Genomic DNA, 21,005 nt, shown 5'->3' with positions numbered 1-21,005 from the left:
TCTCCTGATCAGCCGTTCGCCGCGCCGATCAGCAGGTTCCGAGTGCGTTCCCGGTTCGCGAACGGCGAGCCCACGAAGTCGGTCACCCCCGCCCGGCTCAGCTCGTCGAGCTTGGCCAGCACCGTGTCCTCGTCGCCGACGACGGCCACATCGCCCGGCCCCGCCGCGCCCTCCCTGTCGAGCATCGCCCGGTACGACGGCAGCGTCCCGTACACCGAGAAGATCTCGTTGGCCCGCGCGACGGCGGCGGCCGGGTCGTCGGTGACGCTGATCGGCAGCGCGCAGACGATCCTGGGCGACTCGCGGCCCGCCTGCGCGGCGGCGGCCGTGATGGTGGGCGCGACGTGCCTGGCCACGGTCTGCGGGCCGGTCATCCACAGGACGGTTCCGTCGGCCACGGTGCCCGCCAGCTTGAGCATGCGCGGGCCGAGCGCGGCCACCAGCACGGGGAAGCCCGCGCCCGGCGTGGTCAGGCGCAGGTCGGCCTTGAGCGTCTCGCCCTCGTAGACGACGCGCTCGCCCCGGGAGAGCGGGATCAGGATGTCGAGGTACTCCTTCATGTGCCGTCCCGGCCGCTCGAAGCTGTAGCCGAACATGTTCTCGATGACGATCTGGTGCGACAGGCCGATGCCCAGGGCGAACCGGCCGCCGAGCGCGGCGTTGGCGGTCATGGCCTGCTGGGCGAGCGCGCCCGGGTGACGCGGGTACGTCGGCACGACGGCGGTGCCGAGTTCGATGGCCGGCGCCTGAGCCCCCGCGGCGGCCAGGGCGGTGATGGCGTCCAGGCCGAAGATGTGGGAGAGCCAGGCGGAGTCGAACCCGTCGTCGGCCGCCCGCGCGATCTGGTCGCGCAGGTCGCCGATGGGGTCGGAGCCTTGGGGCTCGCTCAGGAAGTATCCGTAGCGCATGAGAACAGAACTCCGTTCTGGTGACTGACGCGAATGTATCTCCTTACGCCTCCACTCGGTCATCCGCCGGGCCGTGCCCGATTTGTAAAGTGGCCTCCATGACCCACGAACGCGCGGGACAGCCCGCCCAGCCCGCCGATCTGCCCGACATCGCCAGGCTCGTGACGTCCTACTACGCCCTGCGTCCTGACGCGGGAGAGGTGGGGCAGCGGGTGGCGTTCGGCACGTCGGGGCACCGGGGGTCGTCGCTGAAGACGGCCTTCAACGAAGACCACATCCTGGCCACGAGCCAGGCCATCTGCGAATACCGGCAGTCGCAGGGCACCGGCGGACCGCTGTTCCTGGGCATCGACACACACGCGCTGTCGGAGCCCGCGCGGGTCTCGGCGCTGGAGGTGTTCGCGGCCAACGAGGTCGAGGTGCTCGTCGACGCGCGTGACGGCTACACGCCCACGCCGGCCGTCTCGCACGCCATCCTGCGCCACAACCGGGGCCGCACGACCGGGCTGGCCGACGGCGTCGTGATCACGCCGTCGCACAATCCGCCGGGCGACGGCGGGTTCAAGTACAACCCGCCGAACGGCGGTCCCGCCGACACCGACGCCACCACGTGGATCCAGGACCGCGCCAACCGGCTGCTGCAGGACGGGCTCAAGAGCGTGCGGCGGGTGCCGTACACGACGGCGCTGGGGCGGGCGGGGCGCTACGACTTCCTGTCCGCGTACGCCGACGACCTGCCGTCGGTGGTCGACCTCGACGCGATCAGGTCGGCGGGGGTGCGGATCGGGGCCGACCCGCTGGGCGGGGCGAGCGTGGCCTACTGGGGGGAGATCGCCGAGCGGCACGGGCTGGCGCTGACCGTGGTCAACCCGCTGGTCGATCCGACGTGGCGGTTCATGACGCTCGACTGGGACGGCAAGATCCGGATGGACTGCTCGTCGCCGTACGCGATGGCCTCGATCATCGCCAACCGCGACCGCTACGACGTCTCGACCGGCAACGACGCCGACGCCGACCGCCACGGCATCGTCACGCCCGACGGCGGCCTGATGAACCCCAACCACTATCTCGCCGTGGCCGCCTCCTACCTCTACGCCCACCGTGACGGCTGGCCCGCGGACGCCGGGCTGGGCAAGACGATGGTCAGCAGCGCCATCATCGACCGGGTTGCCGAGTCGGCGGGCCGACGGCTCTACGAGGTGCCGGTGGGCTTCAAGTGGTTCGTGCCCGGGCTGCTCGACGGGTCGCTGGGGTTCGGGGGCGAGGAGAGCGCGGGGGCGTCGTTCCTGCGGCGTGACGGCTCGGTGTGGTCCACCGACAAGGACGGCCTCATCCTGGCCCTGCTGGCCGCCGAGATCCTGGCCGTCACCGGCGAGTCGCCGAGCGCCCGCTACCGGGCGCTGGTCGAGCGGTTCGGCGAGCCGGCGTACGCGCGCGTGGACGCGCCGGCCACCCGCGAGGAGAAGGCCGTGCTCGGGAGGCTGTCGGCCGAGCAGGTGACGGCCGACTCGCTGGCGGGCGAGCCGATCACCTCGGTGCAGACGTCGGCGCCCGGCAACGGCGCCCCGCTGGGCGGGGTGAAGGTCTCGACGCGCAGCGCCTGGTTCGCGGCCCGGCCGTCGGGCACCGAGGACGTCTACAAGATCTACGCCGAGTCCTTCAAAGGCCCCGATCACCTGGCCAAAGTGCAGGAGGAGGCCCGCTCCCTGGTGTCGGCCGCCCTGGGGGCCTGAGCACGGCCGCCGCGACGGGTTGTCGCCGGGAACGGGGTCATGTGCCCAGTTCGCGGGCCGCGGCGGTGCTCATCCCCGTGCGTCCGAGGTCGGCCCTGCGGCCTGCGGCGACGCCGTCGCGGTAGCCGGTGCCGCTGGTCGTGGGCACGCTCATGCGGATGTCCGGGTAGCGGGCGGCCACGGCCCGCTCGACCTCGGCGCGGCGGTCGGCCAGGACGAGCGCGGAGCCCGTACCGGCCGACTCGGCCTCGGCGCGGGACTCGGCCGCGCACAGCAGCCGGTACACCTCGTCGGTGAACCCCAGCAGCCACGACCTCCGGTACGCCCGCACGGCCCGCACGTCCCCGGGCAGCCGCACCCTGGCCAGCCCCGTGGCCATCTGCAGCAGCAGCGACGTGGCCAGCAGGTCGGCCCGCTCCAGGTCGGCCGCGAAGCCGAACACGTGCACGCGCTGCCCGCCGTCGCCCCGGCCGATCAGCAGCGGCCGGCAGCGCACGGCCTGCGCGACCAGGCTCACCAGGCGCGCCTTCTCCCTGGCCCAGGGGGCGGGCAGGGACACGATGCGGTCACCGGGGATCTGACGGGTGCCCGCGGGAGGCAGGGAGTCGATGCCGTGCCTGGCCATCAGCGCCGAGGCGGCGGCCATGAAGGTGGCCCGCTCGTGCTCGTTGTCGGTGCGTTCGGCCTTGGCCAGCAGTTTCCTGACGCGTTCGAGCGTGCGCTCCCGCACCTGTCCCCGGCCCCCTACAGCTTGGTGGTCAGCACCCGCCCGTCGTCGGCGATCGCGGGGAAGGCGCCGGTGTCGACGATGCCGTGCTGCTGGTACAGCGCCTCGATGAGGGCGTGCGCCTGCGGCTCCAGCTTCCACAGGGCACGATACTCGCGCGCCGTGGCCAGCGGGATGCCGATCTCCTGGGCGATGTCCACCGTACGCGGCACGATGCCCTTGGCGATCTGCCGGAGCCAGAACTCGCGGGCGGCCCGCATGCGCGCGGCCCGTTCGGCGGTGCTGACCACCTGCGGGGTGGCGTCGAGCACCTCGATGTCCTCGTCCTCGTCGTTCACGAGTTCGGCCAGTGCGGGCGGCAGCGCGGGGCGGGCGGGCACCGGGTGGTGGTCGGCCTCGGGCTCCCAGGGGACGCGGGGGGCGGCGTCGATGAGCGCGGTGGTGTTGTACAGGGCGGCGATCTGGGCCAGCAGCGCTTCCTGGCGCTGCTGGTCCACGGCCAGGCCCGTGTGCTCGACGGCCTGGTCCATGGCCTTGTCGAGCTTGGCCAGCGCGGCGCGCATCTTGCGCTCCGAGCCGCCGCCCTCGCGCAGCGCCTTGGCGCGCTTGGCGGCCAGCGCGACGCGGGTCAGCCTGCGGTGCGCGTCGACCTCGCTGGCGGTACGGTCGCTGACCTCGGCCAGCCCCATCCTGACCATCAGCCGCTCGGGGGTCAGCCGCCAGTTGATGCGGCCGGTGCCGCGGATGCGGTGGCGTTCGATGGCCATGCCGCGCTCCCACAGCCAGGCGGCCACCAGCGGGGCGGCGAGCCTGAACAGCGCCTCGGGCAGGCTGTGCGCGTCCATGCTCGACAGGACGGCGGTCAAGGCGGTGAGGGCCCAGACGGCGATGCCGTCGATGCCGCCCGAGTAGTTCTCGCGCATGTTGCGGCGGGCGCGTACGGCGGAGGTGATGATCGCGACCTCGATGAACGCGAACAGCAGTAACCTGAGCGGCCCGTCGAGGCCCAGCACGTCTCCGGAGAAGCGCCACATGCCCTGCGCGGACACGCCGGTCGCGATGGAGGCGGCCACGATGGTCAGGACGTCCTCGACGGGACGGTCGGCGACGTACCTGGCCCATAGCCAGGAGACCACGCGCCAGGCGACCCTGAGCACCAGGAACGCCAGCACCAGCCCGGCCAGGCTCAGCAACGCGATGATGGCGGTGACGAGCGGCTGCTCCGTTACAAAGGTTGTAATTTCCTCAAATGTCGGCATCAGTCACTATCCGTGAGGCTCAAACTCCGGCTCTATGCGACGAGATCATCGCAGAATGTCGCCATCTTGTACGCCAAACGACGTCTCCCGCCCCATTTTGCCCATGTTTCACCGCTGTTCGACACTCCTCACGGAGGGTTCGCAAGGCGCGGCGCTGGGTGCCGTGCGGTCACAGGGGGTTCTCCTGCGGGCTCCGCCCCGTCCTGGGCCTTCCGGATGAAGGGGCGAGGGCCGCGGGAAGGATGGGGGATGCCGTCTTGGTGACAGGGGCGATTCGGGGTGGCCGGGCGCGAAGGGCGGGCGCACAATGGGACCCGAGCCGTGGCCGCTCGGGCCAGGCCCCTCGCGGAGGCTGTCGTACCTCGTCCTCGGCCAGGAGGGGGGCGAGGGTGAGAGGTAAATTCGTCCTTTCGGAGGGCAACATACACCCTTCCGGATGGCACCATCTGTGCAGGGATTTATCCCAACATAGTGTGATGTATCCCAGCAGGACGGATATCGATGTCAGAGATAGAAGAGTTCCCGCTCGTCCAGTTCATGCGTGACGGGTTCGACCCCGTCGGCGAACTCGGACGCATCCGGGCCGAGCACCCGGTCTTCCCGATGGAGATCCCCGGCGGCCAGACCGTCTACCTCGTCACCCGCTGGGAGGACGTACGCGGTGTGCTCGGCGACCACGAGCGCTTCAGCAACGACTTCGCGGGCGTGATCGGGCTGGGCTCCAACCAGGAGGACCCGGGTGGTCTGGGCTTCCGCGACCCGCCCGAGCACACGCGGCTGCGCAAGTACCTCACGCCCGAGTTCACCATGCGCCGCCTGCGCAGGCTGGAGCCGCGCATCGAGGCCATGGTCGCAGAGCACCTCGACCGCATCGAGGCCAAGGGCGCCGAGGGCCTGCCGGTGGACCTGGTGGAGGAGTTCGCGATACCGATCCCGTCGCTGGTCGTGTGCGAGCTGCTCGGCGTCCCGTACGAGGAGCGCGCCGCGTTCGTCAAGATCGGCAAGGACCGCTTCGACCTCAGCGCCGGGCCCGAGGCGTCGCTGCAGGCCATCAACGACGCGATGACGTACCTGGTGGACCTGGTGGCCAGGGAGCGGCAGAACCCCGGCGAGGGGCTGCTCGGGCAGTTGCTGATCGAGCACGGCGACGAGCTCGACGACCGCACGCTCGCCAGCATGGCCGACGGCCTGCTGACCGGCGGCCACGACACCAGCACCAGCATGCTCGCGCTCGGCACCCTGTGGCTGCTGCGCAACCCCGAGCAGGCCGCCAAGGTCCGCGAGGTGGACGGCTACATCGTGGACGTGGTCGAGGAGCTGCTGCGCTACATGACGGTCGTGCAGGTCGCCTTCCCGCGCTTCGCCCGCGACGACCTCGAACTGCACGGGGTGCAGATCAAGAAGGGCGAGATGGTGCTGTGCTCGCTGACCGGGGCCAACAGGGACCCGGCGCTGGGCGAGAACATGGACCAGGTGGTGCCCGGCCGGGAGACGGCGGGCTCGCACATGGCCTTCGGCCACGGCATCCACCGCTGCATCGGCGCCCCGCTGGCCCAGATGGAGATGCGCATCGCCTTCCCCGCGCTGCTGCGCCGCTTCCCCGGCCTGCGCGTCGCCGGAGAGGTGCCGTTCAGGGAACTCGCCATCGTCTACGGCGTCAAAGAGCTACCCGTCGCCTGGTAGAGCGGTTACGTTCACCATGTGAACGTGCACGTCATCGACCTGACCGCGATCAGCGCCGTCGTCTTCGACACCGACGGCGTGGTCACCGACACCGCTCGGGGGCACGCGGCCGCCTGGAAGCATGTCTTCGACGTGTTCCTGCGCGGCCGCTCGGCGCCGTTCGACATCCGTGACGACTACCTGCGCCACGTGGACGGACGGCCGCGCCTCGACGGCATCCGCACCTTCCTGGCCGCGCGCGGCATCACCGTGCCCGAGGGCTCTCCCGACGACGAGCCCGGCGCCCCGACCGTGCACGGGCTCGGCCTGGCCAAGGACCGTTCCTTCATGGCCCAGGTGGACAAGTACGGCGTGGCCGCCTTCCCCGCCACGGTGGCGCTGCTGCACGAACTGCGCAGGCGCGGCGCGCGTACGGCGGCGGTCTCGGCCAGCATGCACGGCCGCAGGCTGGTGGGCTCCGCTGGGGTGGCGCACCTGTTCGACGAGCTGGTCGACGGCAACGACGCCGCGCTGCTCAACCTGCCGGGCACGCCGGACCCCGCGCTGTTCCTGGAGGCGGCGCGGCGGCTGGACCTGCCCGCGCCCAAGGTCGCGGTGGTGGCGTCGGCGCTGCCGACGCTCGAGGCGGGCAGGAAGGGCGGGTTCGGCGTCGTGGTCGCGGTCGGCGGCAGAGGACCGGGCGACGGACCGGACGGCGAGCCGAGTGACGAGCCGGGCGACGGGCCGGGCGACGGGCCGGGCGACGGGCCGGGCGACGGGCCGGGCGAGGTCGTGGTGTCTGATCTGGGCGAGCTTGAGGTGCGCGGGCGGGTTCTACCCTTGAGGGCGTGAGCGTACTGATCGATCCGCCCGACTGGCCGGGGCCGCGCGGCCTCATGTGGTCGCATCTCGTCAGCGACAGTTCGCTGGAGGAGTTGCACGCCTTCGCCGTGCGGCTGGGGGTGCCGCAGCGGGCGTTCGACCGGGATCACTACGACGTGCCGGAGACCGTGCACGCGCGGGCGGTGGCGCTGGGCGCGGAGGCGGTCAGCTCGCGTGAGCTGCTACGGCGTCTCGTCGGGGCCGGGCTGCGCCGCCGCAAGCGCCGTTAGCTCGGCCAGCTCGGCGGTCATGTTCGCGCGGGCGCGCTCCTCCCACAGCTCGCGGGCCGCCTCGCTCTGGTAGAGGCGGGGCGTGGCCAGCAGGCGGCGCAGCACCTCCGCGCGGCCCAGGGCGAACAGGGCGTCGGGCACGTGGGCGTACTCCTCGCGGACGGCCCGCGTGTAGGCGTCGTAGCCGGGGCCGCCGAGGACGGACAGGTCGGCGTCGCACAGCACGGCCCCGTCGCGGTCGCCTGGCCGCAGCGTGTCGTGGGCGGCCGTGAGGCGCACCAGGCGGGCGACCTCCGCGATCCGGCCCGCGGGCACGCCGCAGCGGGGCAGGCGCGACTGGGCGAGCTGGGCGCTGCGCTCCTCGTCCCAGCCCGGCCTGCCGTCGTAGACGGCGTCGTGGAACCAGGCCGCCAGGCGCACCGCCGTCGCGTCCGCGGCCTGCCCGGCCAGCCGGTCCACGGCGGACAGGACGGCGGTGAGGTGGGTGAGCGTGTGGTAGCGGCGGTGCGGCTCCGACCAGCGGGCGATCAGCTCGGCGCGGGTGGCGAGGGACGCGGCCGAGCCGCCCGCCAGTGCCGTCCAGTCGTCGATCATCGTTCCACCGTAGCGGCGGCGCCCGGAACGAGGGGCGGCGAGGCTTGTGTCGAGGCTTGAACCAACCCCTACGCGATGGTGGGGACGGACTCGGGAGACACGGTGCCGCCGAACAACGGCTCGATCACGAGCGTCGCCGCGCCCAGCGCCACCGCGTCCGGGCCGAGGCGGCCCAGCACCACCGTCTCCGGGTCGAACGGCTGCGCCTGCGTGTTGGCGGCGGTGGCCGCGCGGATGTCGTCCAGCAGCCGCCCGCCCAGCATCAGGCCCGCCCAGCCGCCGATCACGATGCGCTCGGGGTTGAACAGGTGCACCAGGCTCGACAGGCCCACCCCAAGCAGCTCGACGCTCTCGCCGATCACCGGCGAGCCCTCCTCCAGCAGCCTGGCCAGCGCGGCCTCCTCGTCGGCGGAGTCGGCCACGACCCCGGCCCGGTCGAGGATGGCCTCGGCCCCCAGGTACGCCTCCAGGCACCCGCGGGCCCCGCACCGGCAGGCCCGCCCCCCGGCCACGATCTTCAGGTGGCCGACCTCGCCCGCGGCCTTGCCCGCGCCGCGGTAGATCGAGCCGCCGGTCACCACCGTGCCGCCCACGCCCGAGCCCACCAACATGATGATCGCCTCGCTGGTGCCCCGGCCCGAGCCGAACCACAGCTCGGCCTGGCCCATCGTCTTGGCCCCGTTGTCAACGTGGAGGGGCAGCGGGGTGCCGGCCCGCAGCAGCGCGCCCAGCGGCACCGCCTCCCAGCCGAACGTCTTGGCCCGCACCAGCGCGTCCGCGCCCGGCTCGACGATGCCCGGCACGCCGACGCCCACACCCAGCACCCGTCCGGCCGGCACCTCGCCCTCGGCGATGACCGCGTCGACGCCGGCCAGGATGTGGCGGGCGACCAGCTCGGGATCGTGCTTGGCCGAGCGGACCGCGTAGTGCGCCCTGGCGCGTACGTTCATCTCCAGGTCGAACAGCTCGACCTTGACCTGGGTCTCGCCGACGTCCACGCCCACCGCGTAGCCGTAGGCCGGGTTGACCTTGAGCAGCACCCTGGGCCGGCCGCCGTCGGAGTCGACCTGGCCCGCCTCGACGATGACGTCGTCGGCCAGCAGGTCGCCGGTCATGGTGCTGACCGTGGCCGCGCTCAGGCCGGTCTCGGCCGACAGCTCGTTGCGGCTGGCGGGGCCGCCGAAGTACAGCGCGCGCAGCAGCATCGCCTGGTTGCCCCGGCGAAGGTCGCGTACGGTCCTGCGCCCTGACGTGCCCATCCTCGTCCCTGTCCTCTCAGAAATCCGCCGCCATGGTAGTTCACGGTTGGTTCACGCCTCGAAGGGCGGGCGCGCGAGGCGGCGGCCCCGCGTGCCCGACACGCGCCGGTGACGCTGCGACGGGCGCGTGTACCGGGCGTTACCGAAGCGTTTCCGCTCGGCCCCTGACTTTGTTCGAAGCTTAGATTATGGTCTGCCCATCCCCCCGATGAGGAGATGACATGAGCCGAGGACTTGTGCGAGGCGCCCTCGTGGCGGTGCTCGCGAGCGGGCTGGCCGCGTGCGGCGGTGGCGGCACCGGAGGCGGCGACTCCAAGGAGCTGACCTTCTGGATGTACCAGGACCGCACCCCGCAGGCGGGCCAGGTCGTCGAGAAGATCCGCCAGGACTTCGAGAAGGCCAACCCCGGTGTCACCGTCAAGCTCGTCAAGATCCCGAAGGACGACTACAACACCAAGCTCGGCAGCGCCGTGGCCAGCAAGAGCGCCCCCGACGCTGGCATACTCGACCAGCCCCTCGTGTCCAAGTACGCCCTCGACGGCACGATCAAGGAGGTCCCCGCCGGCCTGATCGACGAGGCCGACTACTACGAGGGCGCGCTCGACACCAACCGCGCCGGCGGCAAGCTCTACGGCCTGCCCCAGGACCAGACGACCGTGGCCCTCTTCTACAACAAGAAGCTCGTGCCGGCGCCGCCCAAGACCTGGGACGAGCTGAAGCAGGTCGCCGCCCAGGTGCACGCCGCCGACGCCGGCGTGGCCGGCATGAACGTGCCCAAGGGCGACGGGTACGGCGCGTGGATGTTCCCCGGGATCGTGCACGGCGCGGGCGGGGAGATGGTGGACGACGCGGGCAAGAAGGTGCTGTTCGACCAGCAGCCGGCCGTGGAGGCCCTGCAACTGTGGGTGGACCTGCAGAAGTCGTCGCCCCGCAAGATCACCGACTCGGACAAGCCGTTCGAGAACGGCCTGGCCGCCATGACGATCTCCGGCCCGTGGGACGTGCCGACCATCCGCGAGCAGTTCCCCGACCTGGACTTCGGCGTGGCGCCGCTGCCGTACAAGAGCGAGCCGGCCGGGAACATCGGCGGCGAGGACTCCGTCGTCTTCTCCACCGGCAAGAACCCCGACCTGGCGTGGAAGTGGCTGGCGTTCCTGGCGGGCGCGGAGCACAACGGCGCGGTCGCGGACGCGTTCGGCGGCTTCCCCGTGCACCTCAAGGCGCAGGTGGTCGCGGGCGGGCCGGAGCAGGCGGCGTTCCTTGAGCAGCTCAAGGTGGCGCACGCGCGGCCGGCGGTGCCGCAGTGGATCCAGGTCAACGACGAGATCATCGCCCCGGCGATCGAGTCGGCGCTGACCGGCAAGGTCACCGCCCAGCAGGCGCTGACGGACGCGGCGGCCAGGACGCGGGCGCTGCTCGGCTGGAACGGCTGACATGGCGGCACCCGTGCTGGAGCGGGTGGCGGCGGGGCCCGGCGGGCGAGCCGGACGCGGCGCGGGCGCCCGCCGCCGCGACCACCTGATCGGCTGGCTGCTGGTCGCCCCCGCGCTGGCCTACTTCGTGGTCTTCCTGCTGTATCCGGCCCTGTCCGCGCTCTACTACAGCTTCACCGACTGGAACCTGCGCACCGACGCGGTCTGGGTGGGCCTGGCCAACTACACCGACCTGCTCTTCGACGACGTCGAGTACCCGCACTTCTGGAAGTCGGTGCGGGTCACGCTGCAGTACACGATCGTCGCCGTGCCGCTGACGCTGGTCGCGGCGCTGGCGCAGGCGCTGCTGCTGAACGCGATCAGGCGCGGCGCGAACGTGTTCAGGCTGCTGCTGTTCCTGCCGGTCGTCACGGCGGAGGCGGCGGTCGGGGCGATCTGGCGCTGGCTCTACGACCCCCAGTACGGCCTGATCAACACGCTGCTCGGCCTGTTCGGCATCCCCGGACAGAACTGGCTCAACACCCCCGAGCTGGTCATCCCGGCGCTGGCGTTCATCGCGGCCTGGCAGTGCGGCATCTCGATGATCATCTACCTGGCGGGGCTGAAGGGCATCCCTGGCGCCATCCAGGAGGCGGCGATCATCGACGGGGCCGGACCGTGGCAGCGGTTCTGGCGGGTGACGTTCCCGATGCTCCGGCCGACCACGTTCTACCTGCTGGTGACCGGGGTGATCGCGGCGCTGCAGGTGTTCGGCCTGGTGTACGTGATCTTCTCGGGCAACGGGCGCAGCGTGACCGGCGGGCCCGAGCAGTCGGGGCTGACGTACGTGCTGCACCTCTACCTGTTCGCCTTCCGCTACGACGCGATGGGGGCGGCCTGCGCGATGTCGTTCATCCTGCTGGTCTTCATCGTGATCGTGACCGCGCTGCAGTTCAGGTTCGTCAAGCAGGAGGCGGCATGACCGGGGCCCGCAAGGCGTCGATCTACGTGGCGCTGGTGCTGCTGGCGGCGGTGTCGGTGGTGCCGTTCCTGTGGATGCTGGCCACCTCGTTCAAGCACGGCCAGGACATCTACACCAAGGTGCCCAGCCTGCTGCCGCTGGACAAGCGGACCGGCGAGTGGGCGGCCACGCTCGGCAACTACGACTACGTGCTGGGCGTCGGCGGGCTCGGGAACGCCTTCGTCAACAGCGTCTGGGTGTGCGCGGTGCTGGTGCCGGCCAAGCTGCTGATCGACGCGCTGGCCGCGTACGCGTTCGCGCGCATCCCGTTCCCCGGCCGCGACAAGCTGTTCGTGATCATGCTGGGCGGCATGATGGTGCCCGCGATCACGCTGCTCGTGCCGCGCATCCACGTCACGCAGTCGCTCGGCATGTTCGACTCGGGGTGGGGGCTGATCGTCCCGAACATCGCCTCGGTGCTCGACATCTTCCTGCTGCGGCAGTTCTTCCTGTCGATCCCGCGCGAGCTGGAGGAGGCCGCGCTGATCGACGGGGCGGGCCGGATGCAGATCTTCTGGCGGATCGTGCTGCCGCTGTCGAAGCCGGTGCTGGCGGTCGTGACCATCACCAGCTTCCTGTTCCACTGGAACGACCTCGTGTGGCCGCTGCTGGTGACCAACGACCCCGAGCTGTACACCCTGCCGCTGGCGTTGCAGCAGCTCGTGGCGAGCCCCGACGGCGGGCGCGCGTACTACATCATGGCGGGCGCCACGCTCGCCGTCCTGCCGGTGATCGTCGTGGTGCTGCTCTTCCAGCGCCGCATCCTGCAGGGCATCGCATTCACCGGACTGAAGGGTTAGGGAGGATCAGCGTGGTCATCGAGGTCCGCGACGGGGTCGCCGTCGTCGACGGCGTGCCGCGGGTGCTCGTCACCGCCGACTATCCGTACTACCGCGACGATCCGGCCGTGTGGGCCGACCGGCTGCGGGCCGTACGGGACGAGCTCGGGATCGAGGTGATCACCTGTTACCTGCCGTGGCGGCACCACCAGCCGGAGGCGGGCACGGCTCCCGACTTCACCGGCCTGACCCATCCGGCCAGGAACGTCACCGGCTTCCTGGAGCTGTGCCGGGAGCTGGGGCTGGGGGTGGTCGCCAAGCCGGGGCCGTTCATCCACGCCGAGGTGAACTACGGCGGGCTGCCCGACTGGGTGTGCCCCGACGCCGACCCGGCGATCGAGCCGCTGCTCGACTCCGCCGGCACGCCGTCGCGCTGGGCGGACGCCACCGCCCCCGCCGGACGCGCGCTGCCCGCGCCGCTCGGCCCGGTGTTCCTGGCGCGGGCCACCCAGTGGTTGTCGGCCGTGGGCAAGGAGGTGCTGGCCGGCGCGGAGGCGGTGGTCGCGCTGCAGATCGCGAACGAGGGCATCTACACCAGCGGGGCGCTGCCGTTGACGGCCTACGACTACAGCCCGTCGGGGCTGGCGTTCTTTCGGGACCGGCTGCGGTCCTGGTACGGCACGACGCAGGCGTACAACGCCGTCCACGGCACCGCGTACGCCGGGTGGGCGGACGTCGCGCCCTCGGGCGTCGGCCTGCTCGCCCAGGCCGACTGGGGGCGCTTCCACGCGGAGTACCTGGCCGAGGTCTACCGCGTCTGGGCGCGGGCCGTCGGGTCCGAGCTGCCGGTGTTCGTCAACCTCAACCCGCCGACCGTGCCCGAGCTGGACGACTGGCTGGCCCGGGTCCGGCCGGAGCTGTGGGGCGGCATCTCCTACGGCTTCACCAACTGGATGGGCGTCGTGTCGGCCGACCGCGACGCGCACGCCCGCTACGTGATCGCGGCCAAGCGCGCCCCCGGCCCGAACCTGGAGGAGAACTGGGGCTTCTCCGAGCTGTACGACCCCGCCTACATCGACGGGGCCACCAGCTTCCACCAGTCGCTGCTCGCCCTGGCCGCGGGGGCGAGCGGCTTCAACGTCTACACCGGGGTGGCCGCCTCCGGCTGGGGGCCCGAGCTGGACGCGGGGCACGAGGGGCCGTACCCGGACAGCGCGCCCATCGACGCGGACGGCGCCGCCACCGGGAAGGCGCCGGTGGTGCGGGCGCTGGCGGACTACTTCGCCGCCCACGGGGCCGAGTTCCTGGAGTGCGTACCGGTGCGGCGGGACGCCTTCGGGCTCTACCTGCCCTACGCCGGGATCGCGGCGCTGTCGGGCGCGCTTTCTGACTCCCTGTCGGGCTCTCCGGCCGGGCCCGCGGGGCCGCAGTGCGGGCGGGCGCTGCGCGCCTTCCACGAGCGGATGCGGGTCAGGGGCCTGGACTACGGGCTGGTGGACCTGGAGAGCGTCTCGGCGGAGGAGCTGGCCGCGTACCGGACGGTCACGGTGCCCGGCGGGCCGTTCATGCACCGGCGCGTGCAGGAACTGCTGGCCGCCTACGCGGCGGCGGGCGGGCGGGTGCTGGTGGACGGTCCCGTGCCCACGCTCGACGAGCGGCTGGCCCCCTGTGCCCTGATCGCCCCCGCCGATCCCCCGGCGGACGCGGGCGAGGGTCTCGTCCTGTACGGGGAGGCCGACGCGTACCTGCGCAGCCACCCCACCCGGGACGTGCACCACCTCGTCGTGCTCGTCCGTACCGGGAACGAGGGCCCGGTGGGCGTGCGCACGCCGTACGGGACGGCCGAGGTCGTCGCCGCGGAGGGCGGCGGCGCGGTGCTGCGCCTGGCCGGCGGCGAGCTGGGCGACCTGGTGGTCAGAGGGCTCAACGCCTATCTGGACTGCGCCGTGGAGGCGTCCGTACGCCTGAACGGCGTGCGGGTCGGCGCTCCCGGCCCCGGCGACCTGATCAGAATCCGCTGACGAATCCCGCGATTTATCACCGGATTATCGACAGAAAGGACGCGTATTTCACCACCGGTGTCGTCGCTCTGGTCGTTCACACGGGGACCTGTCCCGGCGGAGAGGAGATCGCGATGGCAACCGGAGAATTCCAGGTGATGAAAGTGCCGGCCGAGCAGTTGGCCGGCATTCTTCACGGCCAGGTGGTCGATCCCGGAGCCCAGCCCACGAACGTCGTCCATCGTCATGAGGGCTGGACCGTGGACGTGAGCTGGGAGGTCACCGGCGAGCTGATCGACTGGCTGGCCGGGCGCTGGCAGTTGGAGATCATCGCCGATCTGCTGGGGGGTGGCGAGTCGAGGCATCCCTCGCCTCCTGTGGAGATGACGTTCACTCCTGGATCTGGCAGATATACGGCTTCTATCCCCATGCGCGGACAGCTTTCTCCCGGCACCTATGACCTGGTGGTCAACCTCACCACGACGACGGCCGCCGGCTCCGCGGGGGCGCTCGGCGGATTCGTCGTGATCAGCAGGATCATGGTCAAGGACTGACGAGCGCCGCCCCGGGACCGACGCCCGGGGCGGCCCGCTGCAAGCCCGTCGCAAGTGACGCAATCTACGCTCCTGGCCTGGCGGTCACGGGGCAAACCGGCCGCCGGGCCGTATCTGACGCCGCTGGAGGCGCTCTTATTTCCGTGAGCACGCCTCGAGGCGACGGGACGCGAACGGGAGACTGCATGTCCGACACTCCGATGACCGCCGATGACGTGCTGCGCATCGCGGCCTACAAGGACCGGAGCGCGGCACTCGAGGCGATGGTCATCGCCTACAGCTACCACCGCGTGGCCGGCGACCTCGCGGAGCACCTGGGCCGCGAGACGAACAACTGGTACTGCTACGCCACCTGGACCTCGAAGGCCGTCGGCGAGAGCCTCGACCTCGGTCCCGACTCCCCCTTCATCGAGGACTTCAGCCGCCGCCTGGGCGTGCCGCAGCGGTTCAAGCGGCTGTTCAGGGCCGCGCTGCTCACCCTGCTCGGGCCGAGCTACCAGCTCGGGCTGGCGCTGGCCAACCGCGCCATCTTCCTGGAGACGGCCAGCCTGGCGGTCAACCTGTGGAACGACACGCCCGACCGCTACCTCCGGGTCAGCCCGGAGTCGCAGGTGACGCCGACGCCGCCGGAGTTCCTGACCGGGCTGCTGTCACCGGCCGACCCGCGCTATCTCAGGGACGCCGCGCAGCTCCTGGTCGAGGCGGCCGGGACCGAGGACCCCGACGAGCGGGCCGAGCTGATGCTGGGCGCGAACATCGCGCTGTCGGCCTACGAGCAGGCCCGCGCGCAGGCGGCGCTGGAGCTGGTGCTCTACCGGCCGGTGCGCTGGCTGACCCGGGTGTCGTGGCGCTCGCTGCGCTCGCTGGTCACGCGCAGGCGCTTCGCCCGCTTCCGCCTGTACTCCGCCACGCACGCGGACCAGCCCTGGCTGACCCGCAAGCTGGAGGACCTGTGGTCCTCCCTCTACACCCGCCACCTGTTCTCGGTACGCACACCGCTCAGCGACATCAAGGTGGGCAGGCCGCTGACCGCCCCGGCGGGCGTGGACCCGGCCCAGGTGTGGGCGCCGATCAGGAACGAGCGGGTCCGCAAGCTGGCCGAGGAGTTCATCACCGAGGACCAGGCGGCCTCGACGGCCGGGGTGACCGACTGGGTGTCCTATCCCGACCGGATGCGCTTCATCGTCAGCTATTTCCGCGTCTACCAGCGGGTGGACGCGCTCTACCAGGTGCCCTTCGACAAGGAGCTCGCCGAGGGGCTGGCCGAGGAGATGCGGCGCGGGCTCGTTCCCGAGGCCGTCGGCCACCTGCCGTCGCTGCGCGGGCGGCGGTACTACGCGTACCCGGCCGAGACCGATCCCGACGTGCACGAGATGGCGCACTTCGACTTCGAGCCGTTCCTGGAGGCGATCCCGCTTGACCCGGACACCAAGTAGACCGGACCCGAAGAAGATCAGTCGAGGAAGTCACGCGTGATCTCGCGGGCCTGGAGAAGCCCGCGCAGCTTCGCGAAACAGCGGGCTCGGGTGGGCCCGATGCTCCCTACCGGCCTGCCCAGCCTGCGCGCCACGTCCACGTAGTGGGGCTCGGAGGTTTCCGTGAGCGCTCTGAACAGGACCCGTTGCGCCACCGGCAGCTCCTCGACCAGCTCTTCGAGGGTGCCGGCCAGCCAGATCCTGGCCAGTTCCCTGTCCACGTCGTCGGTGCTGCCCAGCGAGTCGAGGTCCGGTGTGCAGATCTCCCTCGTCCGCCTGTTGAGCTTGAGGCACTCGCGGAAGGCGATGGTGGCCAGCCAGCCCGCCATGCGCTGGCCGTCCTCGACGCTTCTCAGGTTCTGCCAGGCCAGCAGCCAGGTCGTCTGGAGCACGTCCTGGGCGTCCTCGTGGCTGAGCCGGAACCTGCGGATGCGGGCCCGCAGCATCGGGCTGAACTCCTCGACCAGCCGCTCCCACGCCACGGCGTCGCCGTCCTGCGCGGCGGACACCAGGGCGGCGGTGCCGAGGCGTTCGATGGTCTCCACATGCATGTCCTTCTCCCCGCCGGCCCGGACACTCGGGGGGTCATCTCCGGCCGGCCCTCTCACGGTGCGCCGAATGATGCAAAAGGACTGTTCCGGGCGTGACAGTCGGAGTGTGGCCCTCGTCACATTTCGGAGATCGATTACCACCTGCTGTCCGCCGGAGGAATGCGGCCTAGAGTTCTTGCATGAACGCGCGCAGCGGGCCTCCCCACGACGCCGGCCAGGTCGCCGCCGTGCTGGCGGAGATCTCGCTGTTCCGCGTGCTCGGCGAGAGCGGCATCCAGAGCACGGCACGCGCCGGGCTGGCGCGCAGATACCGGTCCGGGCAGACCATCTTCCATCAGGGGGACCCGGGAGAGTCGCTGTACGTGCTGCTGGACGGCCTGGTGAAGGTGGTGTTCACCACCGAGCACGGCGACGAGATCGTCCTCAACATGCTGGGCCGCGGCGACACCTTCGGCGAGATGGCACTGCTCGACGGCTCGCCGCGCTCGGCCTCGATCGTGACCGTGCGGCCCGCCTGGGTGTTCGCGCTGCCCAGGGCGCGGCTGCTGGATCTGATGCGGGAGCACCCGGGGCTGGCCGACGAGTTCCTGCGCCTGCTCGGCCGGATGGTGCGCAGGCTCACCGACCAGGCGGCCGACCTGGCCTTCCTCGACCTGCGCGGGCGGCTGGCCAAGCTGCTGCTGCAACTGGCCGACAAGCACGGGCAGAGCGACGGCGTGGTCGACCTGCCTGGGCTGACCCAGTCCGACCTCGCCGCGCTCATCGGCGCGTCGCGACCGGCGGTCAACCGGGCGCTGCAGTCACTGGTGGCGCGGCGTCTCATCGCCGTCAAAGGCCGGACCATCACGCTTCTCGACGTCGCCGCCCTGCGGAAACGGGGCGGCCTCTGACCGAATCTGGAGTACGGGGTAGATGAACGATCATGACGAGCGCTGGCCGGAGGAGAGGTTCCGGCAGTTGCGACAGCAGGCCGATCCCGACGTCGACAAGGTGGTGGCCGAGTACGTCCAGGCCCAGCCCGACGGGAAGGGCCCGCTCGACCTGGTGAAAGCCGTGATCGCGGAGCTGGCGGAGGCCAAGCGGGAGGCGCGGGCGCCCTCGGGCAGGCCACCGGCCTCGGAGATCTTCGACGCGATCGACTTCGCGAAAGAGCTGCCCGACTGGGGCGACGACAAGGAGCTGCTGGCCACGGGCCAGGCCGTGTTCGCCGACTACGGGCTCTACCAGTCGGCCGCGCTGTTCTGCAAATGCCTGCCGATGGCGTACGTCGAGGTGGCCAGCGCCAAGGTGCTGGCCGGCGTCTCCAACCTGGCCACGCACAGCCTCACCCGCCGGGTGGCCGAGACCGGGCAGATGCTGGTCGACGTGATGGGGCTGAAGGCCACCGACAGCCTGCGGCCCGGCGGCCCCGGGCACACCACGGCGATCGGGCTGCGCATCCTGCACTCGTGCGTACGCGCCCTGGTCCACGAGCGCTACGCCGACAGGTGGGACACCGGCCGGCACGGCCCGCCGGTCAACCAGGAGCTGCTGCTGGCCACGATCTTCGACTTCTCCGTGGTCACCTGGGAGGCCATGGAGACCATGGGCGTGGTGCTGACCGAGGAGCAGCGGACCGCACACCTGTACACGTGGAGCGTCTTCGGCCACCTCATGGGCGTGGACGCCTGCCGCGACGGCCCCCTGACGCTGGCCGACGTGCGGCCGGTCAGCGAGCGCCTGGGCCGCCTGTACGAGTCCAGCGACGAAGGCCGCCGACTCATGGCCAGGCTGCTGGCGGAGATGGAGGAGTTCATGCACCTGGGCTGGCGCAAGCTGCCGCGCAGCCTGGTGCACTGGGTCTTCCGCGACGCCGCGTACGGGGCCGACCGGGTGCCCGAGCTGCTCGGCGTGCCCAGGCCGGCCTGGTGGTTCACCGCGATCTTCGCGGCGGCCCGCTCCGCCCACCGGCACTCGTGGCTGGCGGGGCCGGTGGACGGTGTGATTCGCTGGCTCATGCGCAGGGCCGGACGGCACATCGTGGTCGCCCTGATCGACCGCCACTCCGACGGGCAGGCGGCGTTCAGGATCCCCGAGGAGCTGGCCCGCGCCTGGCGGATCAAGCAGTCGAGGACAGCGGTGAAGACGCGCGAGATCCGCAGGACCGTCCGCAACACGCTACGAGCGCCCGCGCAGGGGCGGAAAGGGCCGCGCCAGTGACCGCCCCGCAGCAACCCCCCCATCAACCGGGCACGCTCACCACGGCGACCATCCTGTTCACCGACGTGGTGAGCTCGACCGCCCTGCGGATCAGGCTCGGCGAGGAGCGCGCCAACGTCGTCTTCCGCCGCCTCTACCAGCTCCTGCACTCGGTGGTGACGGCCAGCGGGTCCTCGTTCACCAAGAGCCTGGGCGACGGGCTGATGGCCGTGTTCGACTCGGCCACCGCCGGGCTCGACGCCATCATCGCGGTGCAGCAGGCGGTGGCCGACGAGAACGAGCGGGCCATGGAGAAGATCTCCATCCGGTCCGCGCTCGCCGCCGGCGACGTGTGCTGGGGCCACGACGACGTGAGCGGCCTGCCGACCGTGGAGGCGGCGCGGCTGGTCGCGGTGGCCGAGGGCGGGCAGGTGCTCTGCACCGACCTGGTGCGGCGGCTCGCGCAGGGGCGCAGCCGGCACGAGTTCAAGGACCTCGGGCGGCTGCCGGGCAAGGGCTTGCGCGAGCCGCTGCACACGTACGAGCTGCACTGGCAGAGCGCCGCCCACCACCTCGGCGGCGGGCTCGCGCCGTGGCTGGACGACGGGCACGCGCCGACGTTCGTGGGCCGGGAGGAGGAGCTGCGCGCGCTCGACGGGGAGCTGGCGGCGGCCGAGTTCGGCAGCGGGCTGGTGATCCTGGAGGGCGAGCCGGGGGTGGGCAAGACCCGGCTGGCCTCCGAGGTGGCCAGGCGGGCGCTCAAGCGGCAGTTCACGGTGCTGGCGGGGCGGTGCACGGATCCGGCGCGCAAGGCGTACGAGCCGATCGCCGGCGCCGTCGAGCGGCTGGCCCGCACCTCGCCCGCGCTGCTCCTGCGGGCCGGGATCGACCAGCAGTGCGGCCAGCTCGTCCGCCTGGCGCCGTCGCTGGCCGCGCCCCCGCTGTCGCTGGAGGTGCCCCCGGCCACCGAGCCCGTCTCCGAGCGCTACCACCTGATGGCCGCGGCCCGCACGCTGATCGAGCGCCTGGCCACCGTACGGCCCGTGCTGCTGGTCATCGACGACCTGCAGTGGGCCACGCTGGAGTCGCTGCAGATGCTCAGCGCGCTCATGTGGGACGCCGACGCGCTGCCGTTGCTGGTGCTGGCCATGTCGCGGCCGGTGCCGGTCGAGTCGGCCATGCCCGAGCTGCACAAGCTCACCGCAGGGGCGCGGGTCGTCCCCGTGCCCTCGTTCGGGCCGGACGAGGTCTCCCGCGCGCTGGCGCACGCGCGGTCGAGCGGCGACCCCGAGGTGCTGCACCGGATCACGGGCGGCAACGCGTTCCTCATCACCGAGGTGATCAGGGAGCTGGCCGCGGGCAAGGACCTCGACGCACTGGCCGTCCCCGACTCCGTCACCCGGATGGTCATGGCCCGGCTCGCGCAGCTCCACCCCGACGCCAGAGACCTGGTCAGCCTGCTGGCCGTGGGCGAGCGCATGGAATCGGCCGAGCTGCGGCGCGGTCTCGGGCTCGACGAGCCCCGGTTTGTGGCCGCGGTGGAGGAGGCCATGGGCACCGGTCTGGTGACCATGCTCGCCAACGGGTCCTGCCAGTTCTCCCACGAGCTGACCAGGAACGCCCTCTACAGCACGCTCTCGGCCCCGCGGACCGCGCTGCTGCACGGGCGGGTGGCCGACGCCCTGTGCCAGGCCGACCCCCACGCGATGCGGTCGCGCCCGTACGTGGTGGCCGCCCACCTGCTGGCCGCCGCCGAGCGCGGCCCCGACCCGGCCCGGGTG

19 protein-coding genes are annotated in these 21,005 nt (G+C 71.7%); 13 read left to right on the top strand and 6 right to left on the bottom strand.

Going from position 1 to position 21,005, the window contains the following annotated elements; all coding sequences use genetic code 11:
• Window positions 1–8 precede the first annotated feature (8 nt).
• Window positions 9–908, bottom strand: coding sequence for a TIGR03564 family F420-dependent LLM class oxidoreductase (locus tag ABD844_RS10330; protein ID WP_344875405.1), 900 nt, complete (start codon window positions 906–908; stop codon window positions 9–11).
• A gap of 98 nt (window positions 909–1,006) precedes the next feature.
• Between ABD844_RS10330 and pgm the strand changes: the two genes are divergently transcribed.
• Window positions 1,007–2,641, top strand: a complete 1,635-nt coding sequence (gene pgm, locus ABD844_RS10325) for a phosphoglucomutase (alpha-D-glucose-1,6-bisphosphate-dependent) (protein ID WP_344875403.1) — start codon at window positions 1,007–1,009, stop codon at window positions 2,639–2,641.
• 37 nt (window positions 2,642–2,678) lie between these two features.
• Here the strand turns inward: pgm and ABD844_RS10320 are convergent, their stop codons facing one another.
• Window positions 2,679–3,371, bottom strand: coding sequence for a DUF2786 domain-containing protein (locus ABD844_RS10320; RefSeq protein WP_344875401.1), 693 nt, complete (start codon window positions 3,369–3,371; stop codon window positions 2,679–2,681).
• 14 nt (window positions 3,372–3,385) lie between these two features.
• Complete coding sequence (locus ABD844_RS10315) at window positions 3,386–4,627, bottom strand: hypothetical protein (RefSeq protein WP_344875399.1); 1,242 nt, start codon at window positions 4,625–4,627, stop codon at window positions 3,386–3,388.
• Window positions 4,628–5,128: 501 nt separating this feature from the next.
• Between ABD844_RS10315 and ABD844_RS10310 the strand changes: the two genes are divergently transcribed.
• From ABD844_RS10310 to ABD844_RS10300, 3 genes are read left to right on the top strand one after another with little or no spacing between them, the layout of a single operon-like run.
• Window positions 5,129–6,310 carry a cytochrome P450 gene (locus ABD844_RS10310; protein WP_344875397.1) on the top strand — a complete coding sequence of 394 codons (1,182 nt, stop codon included), beginning with the start codon at window positions 5,129–5,131 and terminating at the stop codon, window positions 6,308–6,310.
• Window positions 6,311–6,328: 18 nt separating this feature from the next.
• Window positions 6,329–7,141 (top strand): HAD family hydrolase, encoded by an 813-nt coding sequence (locus ABD844_RS10305; RefSeq protein WP_344875395.1) that lies wholly within the window; start codon window positions 6,329–6,331, stop codon window positions 7,139–7,141.
• On the top strand, window positions 7,138–7,401 hold the full coding sequence (locus ABD844_RS10300; protein WP_344875393.1) for a DUF4031 domain-containing protein: 264 nt from the start codon (window positions 7,138–7,140) through the stop codon (window positions 7,399–7,401). The genes ABD844_RS10305 and ABD844_RS10300 overlap by 4 nt, the downstream gene beginning before the upstream one ends.
• Here the strand turns inward: ABD844_RS10300 and ABD844_RS10295 are convergent.
• Window positions 7,354–7,995 (bottom strand): HD domain-containing protein, encoded by a 642-nt coding sequence (locus ABD844_RS10295; protein WP_344875391.1) that lies wholly within the window; start codon window positions 7,993–7,995, stop codon window positions 7,354–7,356. The genes ABD844_RS10300 and ABD844_RS10295 overlap by 48 nt on opposite strands.
• Window positions 7,996–8,063: 68 nt before the next feature.
• Window positions 8,064–9,254, bottom strand: coding sequence for an ROK family transcriptional regulator (locus ABD844_RS10290; protein ID WP_344875389.1), 1,191 nt, complete (start codon window positions 9,252–9,254; stop codon window positions 8,064–8,066).
• A 221-nt stretch (window positions 9,255–9,475) separates the two neighbouring features.
• Between ABD844_RS10290 and ABD844_RS10285 the strand changes: the two genes are divergently transcribed.
• The 6 genes from ABD844_RS10285 (at window position 9,476) to ABD844_RS10260 (ending at window position 16,456) form a co-directional block, all read left to right on the top strand.
• Window positions 9,476–10,687 (top strand): ABC transporter substrate-binding protein, encoded by a 1,212-nt coding sequence (locus tag ABD844_RS10285; RefSeq protein ID WP_344875387.1) that lies wholly within the window; start codon window positions 9,476–9,478, stop codon window positions 10,685–10,687.
• Window position 10,688: 1 nt separating this feature from the next.
• Complete coding sequence (locus ABD844_RS10280) at window positions 10,689–11,648, top strand: carbohydrate ABC transporter permease (protein ID WP_344875385.1); 960 nt, start codon at window positions 10,689–10,691, stop codon at window positions 11,646–11,648.
• Window positions 11,645–12,487 carry a carbohydrate ABC transporter permease gene (locus ABD844_RS10275; protein ID WP_344875383.1) on the top strand — a complete coding sequence of 281 codons (843 nt, stop codon included), beginning with the start codon at window positions 11,645–11,647 and terminating at the stop codon, window positions 12,485–12,487. The genes ABD844_RS10280 and ABD844_RS10275 overlap by 4 nt, the downstream gene beginning before the upstream one ends.
• Before the next feature lie 11 nt (window positions 12,488–12,498).
• Window positions 12,499–14,487 (top strand): beta-galactosidase, encoded by a 1,989-nt coding sequence (locus ABD844_RS10270; protein WP_344875381.1) that lies wholly within the window; start codon window positions 12,499–12,501, stop codon window positions 14,485–14,487.
• A 113-nt stretch (window positions 14,488–14,600) separates the two neighbouring features.
• Window positions 14,601–15,020 (top strand): hypothetical protein, encoded by a 420-nt coding sequence (locus ABD844_RS10265; RefSeq protein WP_344875379.1) that lies wholly within the window; start codon window positions 14,601–14,603, stop codon window positions 15,018–15,020.
• 185 nt (window positions 15,021–15,205) lie between these two features.
• Window positions 15,206–16,456 carry a hypothetical protein gene (locus ABD844_RS10260; RefSeq protein WP_344875377.1) on the top strand — a complete coding sequence of 417 codons (1,251 nt, stop codon included), beginning with the start codon at window positions 15,206–15,208 and terminating at the stop codon, window positions 16,454–16,456.
• A gap of 17 nt (window positions 16,457–16,473) precedes the next feature.
• Here the strand turns inward: ABD844_RS10260 and ABD844_RS10255 are convergent, their stop codons facing one another.
• The gene (locus tag ABD844_RS10255; protein ID WP_344875375.1) at window positions 16,474–17,046 is read right to left on the bottom strand and encodes an RNA polymerase sigma factor; all 573 of its coding nucleotides are present in this window, start codon (window positions 17,044–17,046) and stop codon (window positions 16,474–16,476) included.
• A gap of 179 nt (window positions 17,047–17,225) precedes the next feature.
• Between ABD844_RS10255 and ABD844_RS10250 the strand changes: the two genes are divergently transcribed.
• The 3 genes from ABD844_RS10250 to ABD844_RS10240 all read left to right on the top strand — a co-directional run.
• The gene (locus ABD844_RS10250) at window positions 17,226–17,936 is read left to right on the top strand and encodes a Crp/Fnr family transcriptional regulator (RefSeq protein WP_344875373.1); all 711 of its coding nucleotides are present in this window, start codon (window positions 17,226–17,228) and stop codon (window positions 17,934–17,936) included.
• A 22-nt stretch (window positions 17,937–17,958) separates the two neighbouring features.
• On the top strand, window positions 17,959–19,245 hold the full coding sequence (locus ABD844_RS10245) for an oxygenase MpaB family protein (protein ID WP_344875371.1): 1,287 nt from the start codon (window positions 17,959–17,961) through the stop codon (window positions 19,243–19,245).
• Window positions 19,242–21,005: ATP-binding protein (locus tag ABD844_RS10240; RefSeq protein WP_344875369.1), on the top strand; the 1,764-nt coding region annotated here is incomplete at its 3' end. The genes ABD844_RS10245 and ABD844_RS10240, both read left to right, overlap by 4 nt.

It is taken from the genome of Nonomuraea antimicrobica (assembly GCF_039536965.1).
In the GTDB taxonomy this organism is placed as follows: Bacteria; Actinomycetota; Actinomycetes; order Streptosporangiales; family Streptosporangiaceae; genus Nonomuraea; species Nonomuraea antimicrobica.
Note: the sequence above shows the minus strand (reverse complement) of the source record. Positions and strands in the feature narration are given on the sequence as shown.

Bases quoted from the DNA above. Each gene is read 5' to 3' on its own strand.
- ABD844_RS10330 (WP_344875405.1), bottom strand. From the start codon at position 908: ATGCGCTACGGATACTTCCTGAGCGAGCCCCAAGGCTCCGACCCCATC.
- pgm (WP_344875403.1), top strand. From the start codon at position 1,007: ATGACCCACGAACGCGCGGGACAGCCCGCCCAGCCCGCCGATCTGCCC.
- ABD844_RS10315 (WP_344875399.1), bottom strand. From the start codon at position 4,627: ATGCCGACATTTGAGGAAATTACAACCTTTGTAACGGAGCAGCCGCTC.
- ABD844_RS10310 (WP_344875397.1), top strand. From the start codon at position 5,129: ATGTCAGAGATAGAAGAGTTCCCGCTCGTCCAGTTCATGCGTGACGGG.
- ABD844_RS10295 (WP_344875391.1), bottom strand. From the start codon at position 7,995: ATGATCGACGACTGGACGGCACTGGCGGGCGGCTCGGCCGCGTCCCTC.
- ABD844_RS10290 (WP_344875389.1), bottom strand. From the start codon at position 9,254: ATGGGCACGTCAGGGCGCAGGACCGTACGCGACCTTCGCCGGGGCAAC.
- ABD844_RS10285 (WP_344875387.1), top strand. From the start codon at position 9,476: ATGAGCCGAGGACTTGTGCGAGGCGCCCTCGTGGCGGTGCTCGCGAGC.
- ABD844_RS10280 (WP_344875385.1), top strand. From the start codon at position 10,689: ATGGCGGCACCCGTGCTGGAGCGGGTGGCGGCGGGGCCCGGCGGGCGA.
- ABD844_RS10275 (WP_344875383.1), top strand. From the start codon at position 11,645: ATGACCGGGGCCCGCAAGGCGTCGATCTACGTGGCGCTGGTGCTGCTG.
- ABD844_RS10265 (WP_344875379.1), top strand. From the start codon at position 14,601: ATGGCAACCGGAGAATTCCAGGTGATGAAAGTGCCGGCCGAGCAGTTG.
- ABD844_RS10260 (WP_344875377.1), top strand. From the start codon at position 15,206: ATGTCCGACACTCCGATGACCGCCGATGACGTGCTGCGCATCGCGGCC.
- ABD844_RS10255 (WP_344875375.1), bottom strand. From the start codon at position 17,046: ATGCATGTGGAGACCATCGAACGCCTCGGCACCGCCGCCCTGGTGTCC.
- ABD844_RS10250 (WP_344875373.1), top strand. From the start codon at position 17,226: ATGAACGCGCGCAGCGGGCCTCCCCACGACGCCGGCCAGGTCGCCGCC.
- ABD844_RS10245 (WP_344875371.1), top strand. From the start codon at position 17,959: ATGAACGATCATGACGAGCGCTGGCCGGAGGAGAGGTTCCGGCAGTTG.